Origin of the sequence: Prevotella communis, assembly GCF_022024175.1 — a bacterium.
Taxonomy (GTDB): Bacteria; Bacteroidota; Bacteroidia; order Bacteroidales; family Bacteroidaceae; genus Prevotella; species Prevotella communis.
Genome location: NZ_CP091794.1, coordinates 2,910,118 through 2,934,556 on the forward strand (window position 1 = coordinate 2,910,118; position 24,439 = coordinate 2,934,556).

Here is a 24,439-nt window from a genome sequence, read left to right on the forward strand (position 1 = left end):
ATATAATACGTATTATGGGAAATTTAGTAGCAATCGTAGGACGGCCTAACGTGGGCAAGTCCACACTTTTTAATCGATTGACCAATAGTCGTCAGGCCATCGTGAGCGATGAAGCCGGTACAACACGCGACCGCCAGTATGGTAAGTGCGAATGGACGGGGCATGAGTTCTCCGTGGTCGATACCGGCGGCTGGGTGGTCAATAGTGACGACATCTTTGAAGAAGAAATCCGCAAACAGGTGATTATAGCTACGGAGGAGGCCGACCTGGTGCTCTTCCTGTGTGATATCAAGAATGGTGTAACCGACTGGGATATGGACGTGGCGCAGATTCTGCGCCGTGCGAAGTTGCCCGTGTTGTTGGTGGCCAACAAGGCCGATGACAACAAGGATACTTACGGACAATATGAGTTCTATAAACTGGGTCTGGGCGATCCCTATTGTATCAGTGCCGCTACCGGTAGTGGTACGGGCGACTTGCTGGATAAGATTCTGGAATTGTTGCCTAAAAAGGAGAAGGACGACTTGGAAGATGGTATCCCCCGCTTTGCTGTGGTGGGACGTCCTAATGCTGGCAAGTCGAGCCTGATTAATGCTTTCATTGGTGAGGATCGTAACATCGTGACCGATATCGCCGGTACCACACGCGACAGTATTTACACCCGTTATGATAAGTTCGGCTTCGACTTCTATCTGGTTGACACCGCCGGCATACGCCGTAAGAACAAGGTCTCTGAGGACCTGGAGTTCTATAGCGTGATGCGCTCTATCCGTGCCATCGAGAATAGTGATGTGTGTGTGCTGATGATTGATGCCACCCGTGGTATCGAGGCGCAGGATATGAATATCTTCCAGCTGATACAGAAGAACAACAAGTCGCTGGTGGTTGTGGTGAATAAATGGGACCTCGTAGAGGATAAGTCGCAGATTGTTATCAAGACCTTCGAAGAGGCTATCCGCAAACGTATGGCTCCCTTCGTGGACTTCCCCATTATCTTCGCCTCAGCACTGACCAAGCAACGTATCTTCAAGGTACTCGAGACGGCTAAGGAGGTTTATCTGAACCGTAAGGCCCGTATTGGTACCAATAAGCTCAATGAGGTGATGCTGCCTATCATCGAGGCTACACCGCCCCCTTCAATCAAGGGAAAGTATATCAAGATTAAGTATGTATCGCAAGTGCCCGACACGCAGATTCCTACCTTCGTGTTCTATGCCAACCTGCCTCAATACATCAAAGAGCCGTATCGTCGTTTTCTGGAGAACCAGATTCGTCAGCACTGGACACTGACAGGTTCACCCATCAACGTGTTTATCCGCCAGAAGTGATGATGAGGAGGATTGTGGTGATGGGGCTGATGGGCTTGATGGGGCTAATGGGCTTCATAAGCTGTGGTGAGGCCTCGCGCGAGGACAAGGCAAAAGAGGCAGCACGGGAATACTATGCTGCCCTGCTCGAAGGCGACTATCAGGCATTCCTTAACGGACGTGCCCACATGGATAGTATCCCCGACAGTTTTCGCGAGCAGTTGCTTACAGCATTCAAACAGTTCATGCGGCAGCAGGAGGAGGCACACCAGGGGGTGGTGAGTTTCGTACCCACGCGTGCGGAGGACGACTCCCTGCTACAGGTGATGCAGGTCTTCATGATGGTCAACTACGGCGACAGCACACGCGAGGAGATTGTGGTGCCGATGGTGGAGTATCAAGGAAAATGGATGATGAAATAAAGAAAAAAACAGCAAAAACATCGGCTTTTTGCTGCTTTTTTCCACTATATAAAAGAGGGGCGTTTCAGAAACCATAGGTTAAGGGATTGGGAAATAAGGACTTTGAGGTCCTAAACCATAGGTTTACGATGCGTAAACCTATGAGTTACGACCCCTAAGTCTATGAGATAGGACCTCAAAATCAGTGAGTTTCAAAGGCACAAAAATAGCCTTCACCATATCTGCTTAATAATCAACAATTTGCAGAAAAGGTGAAGGCTAAATAAAAAAGTTATTTCTAACCTAAATTATTCATGGATTTTCTTCTTTGTCTTTTATTTCTTGACCGCCAACGGAGCGGGACCGTCGAGCGTAGGTATGACGGGAATGATACGTCCCTGCTTGTCGAACGTCATACGGTCTATACATACCTCGCGGTGGATGCCTGGCTCGTGATGAACGAAGTTCTTGTTGATGCGGTGATAGACGATGTACCACTCGTCCTTACCAGGAATCTGAAGCACAGAGTTGTGGGCCGTGCCATAAATTTTGTCCTCGGGTTTCTGCTTGATAACCATATAATTGTTCTCGTCGATGGTGATAGGACCGAGGGGCGACTTCGCCGTGCCGTAGCATACGTGATAGTTGGGAGAACCGGTATCGTCAACACTCCACATGAAGTAATAGGTGCCCTTCCGATAGAACACATAAGCACCCTCTCGGAAAGCCCATGTCTGCAGGTTGCCCCCCTTCGGTGTCAGATGTGTGATGGTCTCCTTCTTCACAGAAAGCATATCGGCATTGAGTTCGGCACCAGCCATGAAGCCATTACCCCAGTAGAGATAGCATTTGCCCGTCTTTGGATCCTGGAACACATCCACATCGATAGCCTGTCCGCCACGTGCCTCCTTGGGACGGTCGGCATCGGTGATGATAGGCGCACCACTGTCCACGAAAGGACCGGTGGGACTGTCGCTCACGGCCACACCAATCTCCTTGCGGTTGCTCTTGGGGTTATGGGCCGAGAAATAGAAGTAATACTTGTATGCCTTGCCCACCTTCTTCTCGATGATGCAAGGAGCCCAGGCATTACCGGTAGCCCATTTCACCTGATCACCCTTCACGTCGAGCATCTTGCCTTCGTCTTTCCAGTCGATGAGATTAGTGGAAGAGAACACGCTAAAGTCGTGACCGCCCCAGCCAGGAGTGCCGTCGGTGGTGCTATAGATATAGTATTTCTTAGTCTTATTGGAATAGAGCACCTCTGGGTCGGCATGGAAACCAGAGAGGATAGGCTGCTTATGATTGGGGAAAGCCTTCAAGAGGCGCTCCTTCTCGGCACGGGTAATAGGGATGATAGTGCCGTGACGAGGGGTGAACTTACCTCGCATCTCAGTGTTCTGCACAAACTGGAACGTCTTCAGGTCTTCCGACTTACAGAACTGATAGTGGCCATTGCCGTAGCAGTCGTACATGATAATCCATGACTTACCGTCGATAGCCTTGCAGACGCCAACACCCTCAACAGACTCCTTTGTCTGCTCCACATTACCACCAATCATCTGCCACTTATCGGTGAGTTCCTTGGCCACAGCCTGGTAGATACCCCTACCCGCCTCCTGCTTATAGAAGAGGTGGTACATCTGGTCGGCCTCATTATAGACAATGTCGCCATCGATGGTGGCGCAACCGGCATCAAAGAGCCATTTTGGCTCGCCTTCCAGATCGGTGAAGTCCTTATTGGCATACTGATAGTAGATCTTATCATAAGAGCCGCGGTCGCTGGAAGCCAGGGAATAGAACACCATGTACTTACCGGCCTTACGGTCGTAGATGGTCTCGGGAGCCCATACACGCTGCACATTCTTCCAGGTCTTGGTATAGCGTGTGGGGAAATTGATGGCAGTATGCTGCCAGTTAATCAGGTCGGTACTCTTGAGCAGCACCATACCACGGTTGCTGTTCCAACCCAGGTTTGACTTCATATCGGTGACCACCATATAGAAGGTCTTGCCATCCTCACAGCGCAAGATATGCGGGTCGCGCACACACTGTGTCAGAGCGATAGTATCACTGGAAATAACGGGCATACCGTCATTAATCGGTGTGTAGTTATAGCCATCCTCACTCAGGGCATAGCATATCTGCTCGTCCTTGGGGTCATTACTATTAAAATAAGTAAAGAGGTAAGCCACCATCTCGTTGGGATCCTGTGGCTGTGGGGTCACTTGTTTCTTTTTAGCGAAGGTAGCACTGGCGCTAACGGCTATCAGCACAGCAGTTAGCAAGGTCTTAGTCATCATCTTCATTTTATTGTATTAATTAGTTATGTTGTTTACTGAACACTATTATTTGGTACAAAGGTACAACATTTATTTGAATCCGTGGCTAATAATTTTGGAAAAAAACATTAAAACATAAAGAATCGCAAGCGATTCTAGAGGTTGGGGTCGCTACGCTCAAAATTATAAAAAAATTAATTTGAAAAATTATAGGGACCTAAAGGTCCTGAAATGGATGGAGTGTCCTTCGGATAGCGCTCGGCGACGAAGGAGACGCTTGCTACCAAAGGGACGCAAGAAATCGAACAAATCTTTCCAAATCAAACAAAAAATATATTTGAACATATAATTACCATATAATTTGAACATTAATTTTTCATTAATTATTTTTGATGCGTAGCAATTAATGACAATTAATGGTTTAATTAATGATAATTAATGTCGAAAAAAAAATGATTTTGGTAGATTTGGAAAGATTTGTTAGATTTCTCGCCGCAGGCGACTCCATCCATTTCTGGACCTTTAGGTCCTTATAATTTTTATTATAGATTTTCTTAACGCTCGAGCTCCGCTCGCTTGCTACCGTAGGGACGCAAGAATTTTGAGCCGAAGGCGACCACCTAATACAATACTTGGCTTGTCCAAGGATTATATGTTTTTGTCTTCAGACAAATAACTGCTGGTGACACAAAAAAAGTCCGCTGCAACTCTCTCGAGCAACAGCGGAACAAGCCTATGTTTAACTAAAAATCCTTTTTCTAAAAAGAAATTTTCAGTCCACAAGGACTAAAAATTTGAAAGTTTAAATGGGAGCTTCACAGCGACCACCTGTTATCCTACAGTTGAAAACTTTCTTTTTTACCAATAACTAAAAACCTAAAACTATAAATATTACTACTAACCTAAAACAATCTATTAACCTTTTGACGATGCAAAGGTACGACGATTTTCTGAACTACGCAATACTTTTTGTAGATTAAGTGTATAAATACCCATTGTTCTTGACCTAAATCAACGCTTTGTGTGCGCAAACACAACAAAAATATCGTTTTTATGAGTTTTATTCTTAATTTATTCGTACCTTTGTCCGTGCAATGAAAGTATTGATAGTAAATACAAGCGAACAGACGGGTGGCGCAGCCGTTGCAGCCAACCGTCTGATGGATGCGCTGAACAACCATGGCGTAAAGGCCAAGATGCTGGTACGCGACAAGCAAACAGGTGATATCTGCGTGGCAGGCCTGGAAGGAACAATTGGCAAGAAATGGCATTTCTTGTGGGAACGACTGGTCATCTTCCTTCACCTACACTTCAAGCGCGACCACCTCTTTGAACTGGATATCGCTAATAGTGGTACGGACATCACGAAACTACGTGAGTTTAAGGAAGCCGACATCATTCACCTGCATTGGATCAATCAGGGCATGTTGTCGCTGAAGGGCATCCGCAGGATTCTGCGCTCAGGCAAACCCGTGGTATGGACCATGCACGACATCTGGCCCGCAACGGGTATCTGTCATCTAACATTAGGCTGCACCGCTTTCCGCCAGTCATGCTGTCATTGCAAATATCTGCCTGGCAGCGGTTCTGCCAACGACCTCTCCACAAAGGTATGGCGCCACAAGCGTCAGATGCTCAGTGAGGGGAATATCTCCTTTGTTGCCTGCAGCAAATGGTTGGAACAGGAAGCCAAAAGTAGTGGTCTGCTGCAAGGGCAGACCATCACCAGTATTCCCAACCCCATAGAAACCCGTATATTTTGTCCTGGCGACAAGGCAAAAGCCCGCGAGGGTGAACAGTTGCCTGCCAACAAGCAACTGATTCTCTTTGTATGTCAGCGCGTGACGAATCCTAATAAAGGGATGTCGTACCTGATAGAAGCCTGCAGGCAGTTGGCCGAGCAGCATCCAGAGATGAAGGAAAAGACGGGTGTGGTCATCTTAGGCGGTCATGCCGACGAGGTGGCCGACCAGTTGCCCTTCGCTGCCTACCCCTTAGGCTATGTGTCGGACCCACAGCGCATGGCTACCATCTACAGGGCTTCCGATGTCTTCGTGTTGCCGTCGCTCAGCGAGAACCTGCCCAATACCATCATGGAGGCAATGGCCTGTGGCGTGCCCTGCATCGGTTTCCGTGTGGGCGGCATCCCCGAGGAGATTGACCATCAGAAGAATGGTTATGTAGCCGAGTATAAGTCGGCAGCCGACTTAGCCCGTGGCATCAACTGGATTCTGCATCAGGCCGACTATCAGGCACTGTCTGATGCCGCCATCACCAAGGTGCGCCAACACTACACAGGGCAGCAGGTGGCCATGCAATATACCGAGGTCTATCAGCAGGCTTTGGCACAAAAACATTTCATGTTATGATTCGATTTACAGTCATCACGATAACCTATAATGCCGAACAGGTGTTGGAGCGTACGCTGCAGAGTGTGCTGCACCAGACCTACGAAGGCGTGGAACACTTGATTATCGACGGTGCCTCAAAGGATGGCACGCTGGCTATGGCTGAAGCCTACAAACAACAGTCGGATGCCTCGGACAGCGGACATAAGGTGATTATCAAGTCGGAGCCCGACCACGGTATCTATGACGCCATGAACAAAGGACTGACACAGGCCTATGGCGACTACGTGGTCTATCTGAATGCCGGCGATTTTTTCCCGCAGAATGATACACTGGAACAGATAGTGCACCGCTGCAAACTGACGGAGTATCCCTCGGAAGCACTGCCGGGTGTGCTCTATGGCAATACGGACATCGTGGATAACGAGGGACGATTCCTGCATCCCCGCCGTCTGCAACCGCCGGCAAAACTGACATGGCGCTCATTCCGTCAGGGCATGCTGGTATGTCATCAGGCATTCTATGCCCGACTGGATATCGCGAAGAACCTGACGTACGACACGCGTTACCGTTTCTCGGCCGATGTGGACTGGTGTATCCGCGTGATGCGCGAGTCGGAACGCATGGGCTTACCTCTATATAATATAAATATGGTGGTGGCCAACTATACCGAGGAGGGAGCAACAACCAAGAATCACCGTGCCTCGCTGAAGGAACGCTTCGACGTGATGCGACGTCATTACGGGCTGCTGACAACGATTATGATGCATATTTGGTTTGTGATTAGGAGTTATAGGAGTTAAGGAGTTAAAGGAGTTAAAGGAGTTAAGACGATAGATAATATATATATATGAGACTACAGTTTAACCTGGAATACCGCACGGGATTCGGTGAGCATGTTGCACTGAATTTTCTGGAAGATAACGGACAAGTGGACAGGCATGCCATGCAAAGCCTCGACGGACTGCACTGGCAGGTGGAGATGAAATGCCTGAAAGATAGTGGTACCTATATGGACTACTATTATAGTGTGATGCGCGGCGAGAAAGAGATGCGCCATGAGTGGCTGACAGAGCCGCACCGACTGGAACTGGCAGCCGTGAAAGGGGCATACTATACCGTGAACGACCACTGGCTGGACATGCCAGAGGACAGTTATATGTATTCTTCGGCCTTCACGGACTGTGTGATGGCACGCAAACGCCAGTTGAGCACGAAGACAGAATACGACCACACCATCCGTTTGAAAGTACGTGCGCCACAGCTGCGCAACGGTGAGCGTCTGGCGCTGGTAGGCTCTGCGGATTACCTGGGTTGCTGGAACTGTGCAAAGGCGCTGCCCATGGCCGAGCATGAATGTCATGAGTGGGTGGTTAGTCTGGATGCCGACCGACTGCCGCAACGCACAGAATATAAATTTGTGATTCTCCCCTTAGACCGAAAACAGGCGTTGACGGTTATCTGGGAGAACTGCGAAAACCGCATACTTGAGAAACCCGAACTGGTACAGGGACAGGTAATGGTATATGAACTGCAACAAGCATGGTTCTCGATACCGATGTGGAAAGGTGCCGGCACCGTGATTCCCGTCTTCTCCCTGCGCAGTGAGGGCAGCTTCGGCGTGGGCGACTTCGGTGACTTGAAGATGATGGTGGACTGGTGTGCCAAGACGCATCAGAGCATCCTGCAGATTCTGCCTATCAACGATACCGTGATGTCGCGCACCTGGCAGGACTCCTATCCCTATAATGCCATCAGTATCTATGCCCTGCATCCGCAGTATATGGACCTGCGACAGTTGCCCAAGATAAAAGACGAGGCACTCAACAGGAAATATGAGGAGATACGACAGGAGCTCAACGCCCTGCCTCAGATAGACTATGAGCGCATGAGCGAGGCAAAGATGGCCTATCTGCAGATTATCTTCGAACAGGAGCGTGCGGGACTGAAGCGCCGCGCCAGTTATAAGCAGTTCTTCGAGGCCAACCGTGAGTGGCTGGAGCCCTATGCCCGCTTCTGCTACTACAGGGATAAATTTGGCACGGCGGTTTTCTCCACCTGGCCCGAGAAACTGCCTAAGCCCGAGCAAAAAGTGCTCGATTTCTGGTATTTCGTGCAGTACAACCTTGACAAACAGATGCACGACGTGCATGTCCACGCCCGTAAACAACGCGTAATTCTGAAGGGCGACATCCCCATTGGTATCAGTCGCGACGGTGTGGAGGCATGGGTAGAACCGCGCTATTTCAACCTCAACGGACAGGCGGGTGCCCCACCCGATGCTTTCTGTGAGGACGGACAGAACTGGGGATTCCCCACCTACAACTGGGAAGAGATGTTCAAGGACGGCTGTTCATGGTGGGTACGCCGTTTCCGCAAGATGGCTGAGTATTTCGATGCCTACCGTATAGACCATGTTCTGGGCTTCTTCCGCATCTGGGAGATTCCCGTGCCCGAGAAGAGCGGCCTCTACGGACAGTTCCAGCCGGCACTGCCAATGTCGCGTGAAGAGGTGGAAGCCTATGGCTTGCCCTTTGTGGAAGATCTATTTTTGGAGGATCATTATCGCAAGAATATGTGGCACCCACGTATCAACGCCACCAAACTGGAGGCATTCAAGCAACTCTCCGAAGGTGAGCAATGGCATTTCTGTCGGTTATATGACGACTATTTCTATCGCCGCAACAACCAGTTCTGGTATAACGAGGCCATGAAGAAACTGCCCCGATTGACGGAGGCCACCCGTATGCTGGTATGCGCAGAGGACCTGGGAATGGTGCCTGAATGCGTGGCATGGGTGATGAACGACCTGCGTATCCTTTCGCTTGAGATACAGACCATGCCCAAGGAGTATGGTGTGCGCTTCGGTCATCTGCAGCGCAACCCCTACCGTTCGGTATGTACCTTCTCTACGCACGACATGCCCACGCTGCGCCAATGGTGGGACGAGGATGAGGAGCGTGCCCAGGAATACTACGAGACCGTGCTCCACATGGATGGTGAGGCACCGCATCCCCTGCCCGGCAAACTGGCAAAGGAAGTTCTATCACGCCATCTGCTATCGCCCTCAATGCTCTGTCTGATGTCGTTCCAGGACTGGATTGCCATTGACGAGAAGCTGCGTCTGCCCGACCAGAATGCCGAGCGTATCAATATCCCTGCCAATCCGCGTCACTACTGGCGCTACCGCATGCACCTCAACATTGAACAACTGCTCAATGCCGATGACTTTAATCATGAGGTGATGCTGCTTATTCAGCAAGGGAACCGTTCGACCACTTCAGCAGCCGCTTGTATTCCTTCTTGGTTAGACGCATAAACGAACCGTGCTGTGGTGCCGTGACGCCCTCGATATCCACGGGGTCATGGAAATTGCGCAGGTTCTCGTCGGCCTTGCAGATGCGGTAGTGCTTAGGACGGTCGCTATACTGGATATAGGCCACGCGCCATGTCTTGTCGCCAATCAGTTGGAAGGCACTGGAGCCCTCGCATTTCTTCTTACCCTCAAACGACACGTAGTCGTCCTCGATGGGCTCGCCCCAGCCGTAGGTCAGGTGGTCGCTGGTAGCGGTATAGATGCCGGGCTTGCCGCCTTCTTTCTTAATCAGCATGTGATATTTGCCATCACTGAGCAGATTGATATCGGCATCGATGGTGGCATAACCCCAGTCAAACAGCAGTTTGGGCTGGGTTAACTTTGTGAAGCTCTTGTCGGCATACGAGTAGTACATACGGTCGTACTTCTCCTCGGCACGGTTCCACATGGAGTAATAAATCATATAGCCGCCCTTGTCGCCATTCTCCCATACGTAGTCGGGATCCCAGAAAATCTGCGGTGCCCACACACGGTTGATGGTGCTCCAGTCCTTATACACGCTCTCGGCCTCGGGATTAGAGAAGATGGTCACACCCTGGCGATAGTCGAAGCTCACGCTCTCCCAGTGGATCAGGTCCTTACTGGTGAGCAGGTCGATGCCGTAGTTGTCCCAGTCGTTCTGTTTCTTCAGTGCCTTGGTCATGGCATTGTTCATGTCGGTGGTGACCATGACGTAGCCCTTGCCGTTCCATGAGCGGCAGATATAGGCATCTCTCTGGCCGCCCTCGATACGGGCATGCTCTTTGGGGTCCATCACGGGATTGCCTCCCTTGATATCCTCATAGTGATAACCATCGCGACTTACGGCAAAAGCCGTCCATTGACCCTTATCACTCATGTGACAATACAAATAACCATAGTTGCCCTTCTGCGGATTCTGAGCCATTATGCCGAGCACTGCTGTCGTCAGCGCTACCAACGAGATATAAAGTCTTTTCATCATCATGATATTTTTTGATGCTGCAAAAATACAAATATTCCCCGGATTATGCAAACAATACCACAAAAAAAGCCCCCCGTTGTAAACTCGACAACAGGGGGCGGATCGTGTTAAGGCTTGATATTATTACTTAATAACGACCTTCTTACCATTGATGATGAATAGACCCTTCAGAGCCTTGCTCACCTTCTGACCGTTCAGATTATAGATAACACCATCATTGATGCTACTCTTCACGGTATTAATACTTGTCAGTGTCTGTTCATCCTGCTCTGCATCGATGAAATAGATGTGACAACCATTTGTATTCTTTACGACGATGTCGAAAGCGTTGCCTTCGGGAACAACCCAAGTCTGCTCGGTGTAAGTCTTTGGAGCTGCGACAGCATTGCCAGCGGCATCCTTCAACTCTGTCTCACCTGCGAACAGCTGTACGCCACGAGCATCAGTCAACTTGTGTGACTCAACACCCATCTTGATGGTGGTACCACCCTTGACAGCAGGGATAGTGAAGCACTCAAAGTTCTTACCACCCAGCCAGAGGTATGCAGGACCGGCGTAAGTTCCAAGACTTGTTGTAGGATAGTTCACAGCGATAGCCAGTGAACGGTTGCCTGCGAAGGTAGCACCAAACTGCAGACCCTTCAACTCCTCGATAACCTCACCATTAGCGGTCAACTCGCCACCCTCGGCAATAACTGCCCAGAAGCAGTTGTCCTTAGTAGCCTCAGGAGCATCGTTACCAGCTTCGGCATCAGCTTTCTTCTCTACATCGCTCCATCCGGCAACCTTACTAGCAGCAGCATCGGCCTTCAGATTGGCAACAGTAGCCTCGCTCCACTTGGTGAAGTTCCAAGTATGAACGGGTTCAACATGCTTGTAGATACCCTCAACCTTGGCTACAAGGGGAGCCTGGAAGCCACCGAAGAAGGTCATCATGCAGATTTGTGGCAGAATGCCATCTGCAGAAACACCGCACTTGGGATCATCGGCAAACACATACTTGAACTCGGTAGCACCGGCAGGAACATCAACCAGATCCTGGTTAGACCAGAATGCGAGATGCCATCCTGCAGCAACAGGCTCAGCAAACTTAATAACTATATAGTCGCAACCCTTTACATCGATATTCATCATCTTGATAGCAATGTTCAGATCGCCATTTACAGTATAGGTGTTATAGCCCTCACCCTCTACCAGTTCAGCACGTGTGAAGTCGTCGAGATCCTTACCCTGACTCTGGGCAATCTCTACGAGGCCATCGGCCAAGTTTGCCTTGTTGAACACAGATACAGCCTGTGCCAGTGCTTCCTTAGCAACGTCAACATCATCGATAGTTGTGGCATTAAGAGCAGCCTCAGCTTGACGGATAGCGGCAGCCAGTGCGTCAGCACCTTCCATGCCCTCTGTCTCGATAGCCTTCACCTTCTCAATAGCAGTGCTCAACTCGTACTTAGCAACACTCAGCTTGTTGATAACCACCTTAATCTCGATATCTGACATCGGAGCAGACTTACCATCTGTATCAGCAACACGGAGGTCGCTCAACTTGATAGCGGCGCCGGCAGCCAGAGAGGCATCAGCCTTTACCTTGAAAGAGAAGAGGACACCATCCGTACCAGTGATCACAGTGTTTCTATTAGAACTCAGTACAAAGTTAGTATAGCCATCAAACTCCTTTACCTTGAAGCTCAGAGGAGACTGGGCACGGTCAGAACGGATGAACTTACCCTCTTCGCCTGCGATAATCTCCAAGCCGGCAGGAACAGTAACAGTACCTGAAACAGCAGCAACATTATCAACGCCCTCATTGCTCAGGGTGACATCAATCTGATACTCCTTGTTTAATTCTGCCTCCAGCATAGCGGGAGCCTCCATCTTACAAGAACCCAGACTAAGCATCGTCACTGTGCTTGTGGATGCAGTAACATTGTTGAGCAGATTGGCATTCTCGTCAGAAACAACGATCTCAGTCAGTTTAATCTGATGATCACCGTCCTTCAGCGTGGCGTCGGGTCTTACATTGAAAGTGATCACAGCACCACTGCCAACAGCCACATTCACGTCTGTTCCCACAATAACCAGCTTACCAGTAGCGGTAGAAGCATCAATATATGCATCACCACTCTTAATACGGTCTGTCTTTTTTGCTGAGTTAGGAACATATTCCAGACCTTCAGGGAGGTCTATAGTCACTTGCAGCTGTGTGGCAACTGCATTATTGTCAAGTATCAGTGAAACAGCCTTGCCATTGGCACTTCCCATATCGGCTCTTGATACAGAAAAGTCCTCCAAATAAAGTTTCACTTGAGCGGATGAAATCACTGTCTGTGCCAAGAAGAGCAACATCAGCAGCATGCCTTTAGTCATCCGTTTTCTAATTGTCGTTATATTAATCATATTCATGAATTTTATTGATTAATGTATTAGAAATGAGGGTGGCAGCGATGCCGAGTGCAGCGAAGCTGCCACCCAACAATTACATTTTTAGAGAAGTACGTGCTTACTTCACCACCTTACCGGTAGTACCATCAGCACGACGGATGATATTAATACCCTTCTTCAGACCGTTCTTCACACGTCCGCCGAGGTCGTAAACCTTCTGCTTCAGTGATTCAAAGGTGCTAACAGTATCGATACCAGTAGCATCATTGCCAATAGCGAAGCTACGAGTTACGGCATTAGCGTCAGAGAAGAGGATGTTCAGCAGTTCTGGTGTGCCTGTGCCCTCAACCTCGAGGTAGAGCACTGCGCCCTCATTGCCACTGAAGGTCTCACCCTTCACAGAAGAAGCTACCATGCGGATGCTGCCATCCAACTGTGTACGGCTGTAGAGCTTGTGGCTCTCGCCAGCACGGTCGCTCAACTGAGCACCTACCAACTTCATACCCTCTGGCAGTACCAGATCCATCTGGAATGCGGTGTAGTCGGTAACGTTGGCCAGGTTGACAGCGATGCGGTTTGTTCCCTGTGTCATTGTCAGGCTCTCGCCCTCCATCTTCTCGGCACGAGCGGCAGCATAGCCATTCCAGTCGTGTGTCAGGATGTAGTTGACAATGGCGGTCAGGTCACCAACCTCAATCACCTCATTCTGGTTGATATCGACATTCTGGAACAAGTCGCTATCACCGGCAGGCTGAGCAGTAGGATCGAGAATCATGTTGAGTACCTTCTGGTAGTCGAGCACGTTCACAGCCTTATCCTCATTAGCATCACCAAGCAGGCTGAGGTTATCTATTGCATCTGCAAGGTCAGTAATCTCCTTAGCAATAGCAGCTACAGTCTTCATCTGTTCTGCAAAGTCGGCATCACTGGTGCAATCCTTATAGAAGAATTTTCCATCTTCATATTTGACGTAATAGTAACCAAGTCCAGAAACATTGAGGAAGTATTGTGCTTCAACGTCGAATGAACCAACATACGTTTGCATAGAAGTGTAATATTCCTTCCACAGAGCCGTAATATGTTTGACGATATTAACCTTCTCAGCAATCACTCTTGCCCAAAGTGCATTAGAGTATGTATTTGCCTTGTACTTAACATTGATAACATTTGTGAGATCATCAGACAGTGCCTGTCTCTGCGCATCAAGTTCTGAGTAGGCACTATTATTAAGATAGTTCTGAATCAGAGACTCAATGTTGGCCTTATTAGCCACTGCAGAATTTTCTGTCAAAGACTTTGTCTTATTAGCATCTTCAATGGCTTTTGCAGCATCATTCAAATACTTCTGAGCGCCACCGGTTAGTTCGGGTTCTTCAGCATCGTTATACTCCTCAATACTATAAAGATAGGCATCACCAACATACTCGTATGTACCAACCTTAGCCTTAGCATCATTGATTGCCTTCTGGAGATCGTCAATTTCCTTAGACAGCTTTTCATAAGCCGTAGCGTTAGTAGTAAACTGATCCTGGTAACCCTTAATAGCATTGGCAACAGGAGTCAGAGCTGTCTTGATAGCATCGAGCTTAGCCTGATACTGATCCTTGTAGAACGAGATGTTCTCCTCGCCCTGGATAGCAGCCTTGACATCAGCAATCTGTGCCTGGATCTCAGCGATAGCGTCAGAAATCTTCTTGTCGCCAACCTTCTGATCACCTACCCATGCATCGTTGCCTTCGAGTGAAGCAGTAGTCTCCAGAGTTCCAATCTGAGTATTGAAGTCAGCAAGTACGTCGGCATTAGCTGTGCTTGCATTAGCAGCGAGCAACTCAGTCTCCTTGTCGGCGATATCGTTCTGCAGCTTAACCAACTTAGCGGTAGCAGCCAAGATCTCGTCATACTGGATGTCATCTGCAGGCTTGTCGAGGTCCTCGATAGCGATAGCAGCAACAGCAGCCTCCAGATCGTCGATATCCTTCTTATAAGCAGTTGCTGTCTCGCCCAGACCATTAGCAGCCACATAAGCATTGTACTGGTTCTTCAGCTCGGTGATGTCGGCAGAAAGGCCTGTCTTCTCAGTACCAAAGGCAGTAGTCAGATATTCCTCGACATCGTTAGCATGACTTTCAATATAACCCAGTAATGTAGCTTTCTTTGCAACAGCAGTACCTGCCTCCTTATACTGTTTGGCAGCATCCTTACCCTGCTTTACCAAGCCTTCGAGTGTAGCGGACGAAGTGGCATACTTATAAGGAGCAATTGCAGCCTTAGCCTCAGTCAACTTATCCTCCAGAGGTTTAATTGCAGCCAGAATCTCTTCGTAAGCCTTGGCATTATCCTTATCGGCAGCAATAGCATTGTCAACTGCTTTCTGAGCATTGTCTGCAATTGTCAGGAATTCATCGAGGATACCAGCGGCTTCGTCACGATTTGCGAAATTCTTCTTCAAAGACTTTGCGTAAGCCACGTCGGTCTTCGTCTTATCATCCTTGTCGTCGTATGCCTTCTCAAGATTATCCAACTGAGTAGCCTTAACGTTGTTCACGTCGTCAGCAATAGTCTTCTTTTCGATGTCAGCCTTAATCTCTGCATACTTATCGTCAGCAGCCTTAATGCGCTTGTCGATATCCTTAGCAGCAGCAGCGTCCTTGTCGTCAGCCAGCATGTTGTCGATATCAGCCAAACCATCGATAGCAGCCTCAACGTCTGCGAGACTCCATTCATTCAGAGCTTTCTCACCAGCGGCAATCAAGTCCTCAACATCCTTGAAGGCATCCTTCTGGGCATCGGCATCGTATGCTTTGATAGCATTCTTAGCGGCAGACAGCTTGTCATTGAATGTATCCTTCTTGGGAGTCCATACATTGTCCTTAATAGCAGTCTTAACGGCATCCTTGAAGGTATTGAGAGCGGTTGTGATATTCTGCTGAATAGTGGTAGCCTGAGTGTTATAGTCGTCCACACTGAATACCTCAGGACTAACAGTAGCAACATAAGCAGCATTCTCTTTCTGTGTCAGAGTTGCAATGTCTGTCGGACAGCTATAGAGTGCTGCATCGAGATCAGCGGCAGCAGCATCTACAGCATCCTTGATGGCTGCATTGGTTGAGCTGTACTTAGCACGCTCCTCAACGGCTGTCTGATAAGCCTTTGTTGCCAGGTCAATAGTACCATCTACATGTTTACCATCCTTCTCGTAACCCATGAAGCTCTCGTGAGCAGCCTTATTGTCAGCAGTAACGAACTCGCTGTAAGATGCGTTCTGACGAGCCTTCACATCTTCGATACTTGCCTGGATAGCAGCGAAGTCCTTAGTACCGGCAACAGACTTACCTTCCTTATAGTTAGCCTCTACAGCCTCCTTATATCCAGTCAGTGTTACCTGGATAGAATCGAGTTCATTGAGCCAATCCTGCACCTTAGAACTAAGGTCGGTAGCAGCAATCTCTGTATAAGTATTGTTCCACAGAGTCTGAGTAGCATCGGCAGCTTTCTTCTGCTCGTCGTACTTCTTCTTATTGGCAATAGCATCGCTCTTAACAGCCTTCACCTTGGCGATAAGGTTAGTAATCTCTGTTACGAAGGCATCCTTAGTGCTTACAGACTTACGATCAGTCAGGTCTTTCTTCATGTTAGTGAGGATAGTAGCCTTCTTAGTAGCGTAGTCTTGCTGTAAACCTAAGTAGTAATCCTTGGCAGCTTCACCGCAAACTGCTGCAATCTCTGCTTCAGACAATGCAACGAGGTTATTTCCATCCGTCTTCGTGAAGATGGTGTCAGGCTGCAACTTAGCCATATTGTTGTCCACCAGAGCCTTGTAAGCCTCCCAGTTATCGCTCTCAGCCTTAGCTTCAGCCTTCAAGTTATTGATAGCCTGAGTGATTGTGGCGATAGAATAAACGGTGGTAACATCCTTATTATTTACCTTCTTGGTGACAGAGATGCTATTGTCCTTCCATGCACTACCCAGTGTTTCTGCAGCAGCAGAATCAGCGATTGCCGTGCTCATAGCTTCGATGTCGGCATCGATAGCGGCCTTCTTAGCAGTATAAGACTTGTCGGCAGCAAGTCCAGTCTCAAATACCTTGAAGTCTCCCTTCTTAGCTGTTGCATCATCGCTCACTGCAGTTTCGTTCGTTACATTCTTCAAGCTCTTCAGAGCAGCAAGTTCTGCAGCCTGCAAATCAGTAACAGCCTTTAATGCGGAAGTCTTAAGATTGCCATTAGCTTCCACCTTAGCCTTAATGGCAGGAGCAGCTTCCTCAAGAGCAGTCAGCTGAGCAGACAACTTAGTGTACTGAACGTTTAAACCAGGAGTCTTCTCGTCAGTATTGGTATAGACAAGGGTCTGGTCATTCTCGCGATAGGTCAAAGACTTGATTTGGATTGTGTGCCAGTTGGTACCAGCCTTAACCTTTTCAAGACCCAAGGTCAAAGTTCCATCCGTAACGAAGACATTATCAAACGTGAACTCTCCATTAGCGGCAGTTGAGCCGGCCTTCTTAGCTGTAATCCACTGCTTTTTATCGTTAGCGAAAACATATGCGACATCAGCTGCATCACTCTGAATTGCATGGTCATTATCCACATTATTTGCAGCCATCGCATTAGCACATACTACCACATTGTAAATACCGTTCTTAAGACCTGAAACGGTTTGTTTCAACATGGTTCCTGTCTGTTGACAACTAGAAGCATTATATGTTTCAACCATCTGCTTTCCGTTAACTGCAGGAGCAGCCCATGTGCCAGCAAGTCCACTAGCGCCTGTCCAAGCTGCGGCATCTGTACCAACAGAAGCAGTCTTATCTACATTTGTTACAGTAGTTGGAACAAAAGCACTATTGCTACCCTGCAGCGTGGTGAGAGCGGTCTCCAGATCACTAACCTCCTTTGCTACAGCACCACCGTCCTTACCAGTGTTACCCAGCGTTGATTTAGCAGTACCAATCTTATAGGTTGTCTTGAAATCATCGATTTTCTTCCACAAGCCTGTCTTTGGAGTGGCTTCATTATCACCAATGCTTGTAGCGAGATCGGCTTTTGCCTGAGCGTTAGCAGCAACCCTGTCCTCAACATTCTTTGCAAAGGTCTCAAGACCAGCCTGATCTGCAATGAGTTTAGTAACCTTTTCGCCCCAGCCCTGAAGCACAGAAGCGGTATTAGCCTTCAGAGACTCAATCTGAATGCTATGCCAGTTGGTTCCACCTTTTTCTTTGTTGATACCCCATTTCAGAGTACCATCTGTTACAGCAATAGATTCAATCGTATAAATAGTATTGGTAGCACCACCAGTTACTTTAACAGGCACTTTCTTGTTGTTTGCAAAAACAAAAGCGATATCTTCCTTATCAATATTGGTATTGCCTTGGTCAACGGCATTTACATAAGCCTTTAAAGTGTAAAGACCATTCGCAAGACCATTTACAGTCTGATACAATACATCACCAGTGGATTTATCCTTATTCGATGCATCACACCAATGCTCAACCATCGCAAGCCCATTGATAGTCTGATTCTGATAGTTAGTCCAATAGCCTGGATCTACAAAGGCCGTACTCCAACCAGACTTATCCTTATTTACTTTACCGGTATAGTCTATCGTCTCCGATTTAGCATCAATCTCATTCTTTGCGGCATTCTTTGCGGCAACAACTGCATCATAAGCGTCAGAGATTTCCTTCTCAACGCCTTTGAATGTAGCAACATCGTCACCAAGTTTAGAAGCGTCCTTAGCGGAGAATGCCGTAATCTTATCATTCAGGGCTGTAAGAGAATCTGTCAATGCAGTAGCGTCGAAGCTATTCTGGTCGGCCTGAACGTTAGTCAGCAAAGTTGCAATGTCGGTAGTGATAGCTTCATCAGCATTGATGTCGAGCATAGCTGCCCAGTGCTCTGCACCAACTTTTTCCTGAGCAGTCTTAATAGCCTTCTTAATGTCATTGATACGCTTTTGAATCAGGTCGAGTTTTGTCTTATAGTCATAACCCTCAGCAGTATAGATTGCAAGATCCTTCACCTGGTCGCGAGCAGCGTCGAGATCTGTCTTGTACTTAGCCATAGCTGTCTGCAAAGCATTATACTTAGCAACAGCCTGCTTAGGCATACCATCAACAGCAGGCTCTGTAGTACCAGCATAAGTATCAATCAAATCCTGAATATCTTTGGTTTTCAGTGCTTCATTGAAGGTGCGTGCGGTACCTGTACCGTCTGCCTTATAGGCCTTAGCAGCATCACTTGTGAGTTTTGAAATCTTATTCTGAATGTCATTTACGTATGCTTCATAGTAGTTCTTTGCCTCATACAGACCATCGGTAGATTTCAATGCGTTGACAGCGGTCTTAGCATTATTCAAGTTGGTCTGCAAAGTAGCGATAGCCTCAGTTGTAGCCTTGTTGGCATCAAACTCAGCATTAGCTGTTGCCACCTTACTCTCCAGGGTGCTAAGCTTTGTCTCAGCAGCTTTCTGCTCTGTTGTAATGTCAAGACCTACCTGAGCAGCAGAGTTCCTAGCATTCTCAATCTTGGTGTTGAGTGCGTTAATTGCGTTCTCAGCCTCAGTCTTAGGCCAAGCGGTTGAAATATCATTAGACTTAGGTTTAACATTATCAAGTCGGGTCTGGAAACCTGTCACAATGGCATGCAAATCATCGTAGGCCTTCTGATTATCTACTGCCTTACCCTTCCATTTTGCAACGATATCACTAATCTGCTCCTCTGTAGGAATCTTTCCCTTATTTGTAACTTCGTCAGCAGCAGCGGTCTTACCGGTATAAGAAGCATAGCTGGCCTGAGTTGCCTCAGTGATCTTCTTATTAATGTTTTCATTCAGATCATACTTGGCTGTGTTTTCTTTCTCAGCATTACCAAGCAGATATGCAGCCTCCTTAATAAGAGCCTGCTCCAATTCTGTAACAGCAGCGTTGTACTTACCCTTGATGGTTGTGATAACAGCATTTACACGGGCGTAAGCCTGCTCATTCAGATAAGCAGCCTCAGCAGCAGCAGTCTTAGCATCCAAATCCTCAATCTCTTTCTGGATAGTAGACTTCTCCGCATAAAGTTTGAAGTTCACATAGTCATCATAGCTGGCTTCTGCATTTGTCTTGATATTACCAATCTTCAGGTTAATCCTTTCAAGAGAATCAGCATCCTCTTTCTTAGCAGCATACTTCTTGCCTAATGACTCGAAAGCATCAGAATATGCATAGCCATTAATCTTGGCAGCTAAAGTGGAAGACTGGCCCTTCAGCGCTTCAACAGCACCAGCAAAATCGAATGTCAGATTGATAAAGGGGGCACCAAACGTGAAATCAGCACCAGACTCCTCAGGATCGGTACTTTCAAGAGAAATTGCAACCTCAGTGATGCCTGTCTTTTTGGTCAGATCGATGACAACATTATTTTCATCATTATCACCCAGTTCTACTGCTGATGGACCAGCAGAGATGCGGCACTTTTCTTCGCCATCAACCTTAATCTTAACATCATAAACATTTGTTGTAACTATGCCCTTCAAAGCATACATACCAGGAGCAAGCGCAAATTTGCCAAGATCCAATTTGCCATTAGCAGACTGGAGTACCTGAGCATTAATTTGTGTTGCCTTCACATTAACGTCGGCTGCATTTGCCATAACTGGAATTGCGCCTAAAGCAATTACCGAGTAAACAAATTCTGTTCTCATAAGTTAGTCGTTTTTAAGTTAATAATTTTATAATATATTTAACACGTATCTAAACGCTAGAATTCGATATTAGATGGTACAGTAAAATGGTTAGTAATTCAGTTAAAGTGTCATTAATATACACATAGCATTCACATGCTAACAAGCGCAAAGATACAAGAAAAAAACTTAAGGCATCTAAAAAGTACCGACATCTTTCGTGAAACATACAGAATTTTACGTGAAATTACAGAATTTGGCACATTTTCGCTTAATTTAAGGAAAAAGAACACTCTATAATCCTGAAAGCACGTCTATATTTTCACGTAAAGCAGCCTTTGAAACAGGGAGCGTAACAGCATTGCCAGCATCGTCGAGGAGAACAATGGCTGCCTTTACGGTGCTGATGCGCTGAAGTTTATTGATATTGATAATGTATTTGCGACTGAGGCGCAACATAAACGAGGTATCATCGTCCATCTCTTGCAAGAGGGTCTCGATCTTAGACAGTCCATAAGGCACCATGCAATGATAGCCGCTGGCGTAGTAAACGTGAGCGTAATGATCATCTGCAAGAAAATAGAGTACGTTGTTTAGGTCGATGAAGAATATTTCTTCGTGTCCTTTCAGAACTAACCTTGGTTGAAGAAGAGGTGCCATACCTTATTTATATATATTATACAACATTGGTGGCCACAAAGATACAAACTATTTTCGATTCTGCAAACTATTTAAGTTTTTTTTGCCTATACCATGAGGGTTACTGTTTCTGTACCGTAGGGTAGCTGGCAGTAAGATAGACGAAGAAGAACCGGGTATAGGCGTTATCCTTATACCATGCCGTGAGTTCATTATTCAGTCTTTCTACCAGGTTCACCAACAGGGACTCGTCAAAGGATGCGATATCTGCAGACTGATAGCAGCCAACCATTTTACCATTGTTAGTGCCTACCAACTGAGTGGTAACGGTCTCACCCGTATAATAGGAGGCATAGACCGTACCCGTATTGGTGCCGATAAGTGCACCACCGGTGGTGATGACATCATCTACCACCTTACAACCACCGATAACGCCTTCATTGGAATCGACCAGGGCTCCACCACCTGTGATACTACCAATAGATGTGATATAAAGCTGTTCGACAAGAGCAGCCGGGCCCAGTTTTGCAAACAGAGGGTTACCATTGAGACGGTTGATATAACGGTCGCCACCAAGGAAGGTGCCATTGAAAGCATGGTCGGCATCGCCGATGCTAATCCACTCGACGGCCTTGAGAGTGGCAGTAGAGTCTTCTGCACTCGTCTTGGCCGTACTCGACTGCATGGTGATGTCGGCATCCAGGCGGATAAACTTATCTTTGAAATCCACACCAGCCTTTACCTCCTTGGCAAACGACAGGAGTTGCGAGGCCGACGTGATGCGGTAAGGCGTCAGTCGGCTATCACCATTATTACCATAGATATCCATAAGCGCCCCACCTTTTTGATAAAGCCATGTGGCATCGTCAACGGTAGCGTTTGCATCGGTATGGATGGTCACAGTGCTATTGATATCCATGAAGGTGGACTTCTTGCGCAGGGCACCCAGGTCGGGCGTAGCCACGAAGTTCCAGTCACTATACTCAACATCCATGAACATCTGCTCATTCTGGTGGTTCAACGTGATGTTCAACGTGGTGCATACGCCAGAGTTGAAGTGAACCGTATCGCCAAATTCGCCCATATAGGTCTTTCTGACTGATTGGGTAGGATCCATCGCATCAGGATATTCCACCTCGAACGAGAACTTCAACGGCTGCTTGTTGGCATTGATTTCATGGAATGCAGCATTCTGCGGCGTTGTCAGACCATAGAAGGTAAAGGTCTTGCTCTGAGCCTTTCCCTCGCCTTCTGGTTTGGGGCACCAGAGGGTAATATCCTTGGTGGACTGCTGATCGGCATTGAAATCAAGGGCTGTGACATCATCCTTACTGTTGGCACCCCAGGTGTATTTGCAAGGCTGGTTGTGGAGCACAAAATGACTCACCTTGACCAGCGTATCCACGGCACTGGCACTGGCGGCAAAGTCCTTGATATTCACCACCACACGCACATTGCTCAAGGCATGCGTAAAATAGACCGTGGTGGTCAGTCCGCCATTATCGGCCTTGGTGGTGTCGCTGAAAAGAATCAGCGGGTCTTCCAGCTTTATATCATCATTGCTATTGTAAACGATAGCAGATTTACCTGAGCCCAGTTCTCCGGCATAAGTATCGCTACCCGTACCATTGGACTGCGTCGCCCACTGATAGCCTTCGGGCAGGTTATAGGCAATGAAGGTGTGATCATTATTGCCATCGGACCAGTATATTTTTTCAGGATCACTGGCAGTACCGTTAGGTGTGCGTTCCCAGTTGGTACCATTATAGAGATAGTGGATATTACTATAGGTGAAAGCCGCCAACGGACTATGGGTACGCTTAATCGTAGTGAACACTATCTTGTCTTCGTTGACGAACTGTGTACGTCCCACGCTGACTTTCAATGGGGCAACGGTAGCGGCACGAGAGATAGAGACATCCTCGCCGGCGATAGCAACCTGTATGCCTTTCAACTCCACGGCATCGCCAGTAGAGAATACATCCTCATCACTGCTGCAGGCAGCAAGAAGGGCCACCATAGCCAGAAACAGTATCTTATATGATTTCATCATAGCTTCATCGTTACTTTATAGAGTTTACCTGCCTCGAAGGTGGTCTGGGTGAGCTGCATGCTGTAGCGCTTCTCACCATCGCGCAACCAGAAGGTGGCTTTGCCTGAAAGCGTGCAGGGAGGCACTATCAACCGGTAGGTCTTGCTGCCTGCGTTATAAGCTGTATAGATGCCGTTTTGCTGGATGTTGCCGATAGGCGTGGTATAAGCCTTGGCCTGATTATCATCGACAACGGCCACACCAATCACGGTGCCGTTCTCGGCCTGGGTACAGCTGTGTTTATTCTTATAGCCATAATTACTAGAGTTCACCTTACTCCTGGCTGCATAGTAGTCGCCAACGATAACCTCTGCCTGGTCGATATCGGGCATGCCCTCGAGGGTAAGCACGGCATTGTCAGAGATACCAAGATTAGTACTGTCATTAATAGTGATGAGCAGCGCCGCCATCACGTGCTTGAAACTCAGGTGCACATTGTATGAACCCGTCTGCTGGATGGTCTGTGCCCACATCAGGTCACAGGCCTTATAATCGGCGGCCTTGGTCTGGTTAGCGTGGAACACATTACTGTATTGCTCTACACGCGTGCCATTGCCGGCAATAAAAATCTGCTCTTCGCTCCAGGTCTGCGCCGTATAGACATAAGGCGTCTGCTGGGCTTCATAGCGATCATAGATATTGGGCGATGCCGAAGGACTGTAGTCGCCATTGATATCGTAGCCATCTTTGGCCACGATATTGATCCACTGACTGGTATTCCACTTCAGCAACCAGAAAGCATCGAAACTATTACCATAGGTGGTCTCGCCAAACTCTGTACGCGACGAGAAGGGACAGATAATCTTCAACTTCACCTTGTCACCATTCTCGAAGGCATTGCCAGCGAAGTTGGTACGGGTTATATCCTCGCCCTCGAAGTTATTGATAGTAGTAGAGAACGACAGGATACCCGATGCCTGCTGCGCTTGCGGAGCCTCATCAGCAGTGCAGGCGGCCAGCAGTATGGCTAATCCCAGGATAAATATCTTGTTTATCTTCATAG

The 24,439-nt window shown here is 47.8% G+C and carries 12 protein-coding genes; 5 read left to right on the top strand and 7 right to left on the bottom strand.

Features of this window, described 5'->3' with window-relative positions:
- The first annotated feature begins 14 nt into the window (after positions 1-14).
- A complete protein-coding gene (gene der / locus L6466_RS11690; protein WP_091814410.1) occupies positions 15-1,328 on the top strand; it encodes a ribosome biogenesis GTPase Der in 1,314 nt (437 codons plus the stop codon).
- On the top strand, positions 1,328-1,729 hold the full coding sequence (locus L6466_RS11695; RefSeq protein ID WP_237794763.1) for a hypothetical protein: 402 nt from the start codon (positions 1,328-1,330) through the stop codon (positions 1,727-1,729). The genes der and L6466_RS11695 overlap by 1 nt, the downstream gene beginning before the upstream one ends.
- Before the next feature lie 314 nt (positions 1,730-2,043).
- On the opposite strand, the gene L6466_RS11700 is transcribed toward L6466_RS11695, so the two are convergent.
- Positions 2,044-4,017, bottom strand: a complete 1,974-nt coding sequence (locus tag L6466_RS11700; RefSeq protein ID WP_431356497.1) for a glycoside hydrolase family 43 protein — start codon at positions 4,015-4,017, stop codon at positions 2,044-2,046.
- Between the two features lie 1,067 nt (positions 4,018-5,084).
- Between L6466_RS11700 and L6466_RS11705 the strand changes: the two genes are divergently transcribed.
- From L6466_RS11705 to L6466_RS11715, 3 genes are read left to right on the top strand one after another with little or no spacing between them, the layout of a single operon-like run.
- The gene (locus L6466_RS11705; RefSeq protein ID WP_237802759.1) at positions 5,085-6,359 is read left to right on the top strand and encodes a glycosyltransferase family 4 protein; all 1,275 of its coding nucleotides are present in this window, start codon (positions 5,085-5,087) and stop codon (positions 6,357-6,359) included.
- Positions 6,356-7,141, top strand: coding sequence for a glycosyltransferase family 2 protein (locus L6466_RS11710; RefSeq protein ID WP_237802758.1), 786 nt, complete (start codon positions 6,356-6,358; stop codon positions 7,139-7,141). Before L6466_RS11705 ends, L6466_RS11710 begins: the two co-directional genes overlap by 4 nt.
- Positions 7,142-7,188: 47 nt before the next feature.
- Entirely contained in the window at positions 7,189-9,657 is a 2,469-nt protein-coding gene (locus tag L6466_RS11715) for a 4-alpha-glucanotransferase (protein ID WP_237802757.1), read from the top strand.
- Here the strand turns inward: L6466_RS11715 and L6466_RS11720 are convergent.
- The 6 genes from L6466_RS11720 to L6466_RS11745 form a co-directional block, all read right to left on the bottom strand.
- On the bottom strand, positions 9,590-10,654 hold the full coding sequence (locus L6466_RS11720; RefSeq protein ID WP_237803584.1) for a glycoside hydrolase family 43 protein: 1,065 nt from the start codon (positions 10,652-10,654) through the stop codon (positions 9,590-9,592). The two genes, L6466_RS11715 and L6466_RS11720, sit on opposite strands and share 68 nt — an antisense overlap.
- Positions 10,655-10,780: 126 nt before the next feature.
- Entirely contained in the window at positions 10,781-13,054 is a 2,274-nt protein-coding gene (locus L6466_RS11725; RefSeq protein ID WP_237812986.1) for a COG1470 family protein, read from the bottom strand.
- Positions 13,055-13,157: 103 nt separating this feature from the next.
- The gene (locus L6466_RS11730) at positions 13,158-20,726 is read right to left on the bottom strand and encodes a hypothetical protein (RefSeq protein WP_237802755.1); all 7,569 of its coding nucleotides are present in this window, start codon (positions 20,724-20,726) and stop codon (positions 13,158-13,160) included.
- Between the two features lie 273 nt (positions 20,727-20,999).
- Complete coding sequence (locus L6466_RS11735) at positions 21,000-21,365, bottom strand: LytTR family DNA-binding domain-containing protein (protein ID WP_237794752.1); 366 nt, start codon at positions 21,363-21,365, stop codon at positions 21,000-21,002.
- Positions 21,366-21,465: 100 nt separating this feature from the next.
- Positions 21,466-23,397 (bottom strand): fimbrillin family protein, encoded by a 1,932-nt coding sequence (locus tag L6466_RS11740; RefSeq protein WP_237802754.1) that lies wholly within the window; start codon positions 23,395-23,397, stop codon positions 21,466-21,468.
- Positions 23,394-24,437 carry a fimbrillin family protein gene (locus tag L6466_RS11745; RefSeq protein WP_237802753.1) on the bottom strand — a complete coding sequence of 348 codons (1,044 nt, stop codon included), beginning with the start codon at positions 24,435-24,437 and terminating at the stop codon, positions 23,394-23,396. The genes L6466_RS11740 and L6466_RS11745 overlap by 4 nt, the downstream gene beginning before the upstream one ends.
- Positions 24,438-24,439 lie beyond the last annotated feature (2 nt).

Bases quoted from the DNA above. Each gene is read 5' to 3' on its own strand.
- L6466_RS11720 (WP_237803584.1), bottom strand. From the start codon at position 10,654: ATGAAAAGACTTTATATCTCGTTGGTAGCGCTGACGACAGCAGTGCTC.
- L6466_RS11705 (WP_237802759.1), top strand. From the start codon at position 5,085: ATGAAAGTATTGATAGTAAATACAAGCGAACAGACGGGTGGCGCAGCC.
- L6466_RS11695 (WP_237794763.1), top strand. From the start codon at position 1,328: ATGATGAGGAGGATTGTGGTGATGGGGCTGATGGGCTTGATGGGGCTA.
- L6466_RS11740 (WP_237802754.1), bottom strand. From the start codon at position 23,397: ATGATGAAATCATATAAGATACTGTTTCTGGCTATGGTGGCCCTTCTT.
- L6466_RS11730 (WP_237802755.1), bottom strand. From the start codon at position 20,726: ATGAGAACAGAATTTGTTTACTCGGTAATTGCTTTAGGCGCAATTCCA.
- L6466_RS11715 (WP_237802757.1), top strand. From the start codon at position 7,189: ATGAGACTACAGTTTAACCTGGAATACCGCACGGGATTCGGTGAGCAT.
- L6466_RS11710 (WP_237802758.1), top strand. From the start codon at position 6,356: ATGATTCGATTTACAGTCATCACGATAACCTATAATGCCGAACAGGTG.
- L6466_RS11745 (WP_237802753.1), bottom strand. From the start codon at position 24,437: ATGAAGATAAACAAGATATTTATCCTGGGATTAGCCATACTGCTGGCC.
- L6466_RS11725 (WP_237812986.1), bottom strand. From the start codon at position 13,054: ATGATTAATATAACGACAATTAGAAAACGGATGACTAAAGGCATGCTG.
- der (WP_091814410.1), top strand. From the start codon at position 15: ATGGGAAATTTAGTAGCAATCGTAGGACGGCCTAACGTGGGCAAGTCC.
- L6466_RS11700 (WP_431356497.1), bottom strand. From the start codon at position 4,017: ATGAAGATGATGACTAAGACCTTGCTAACTGCTGTGCTGATAGCCGTT.
- L6466_RS11735 (WP_237794752.1), bottom strand. From the start codon at position 21,365: ATGGCACCTCTTCTTCAACCAAGGTTAGTTCTGAAAGGACACGAAGAA.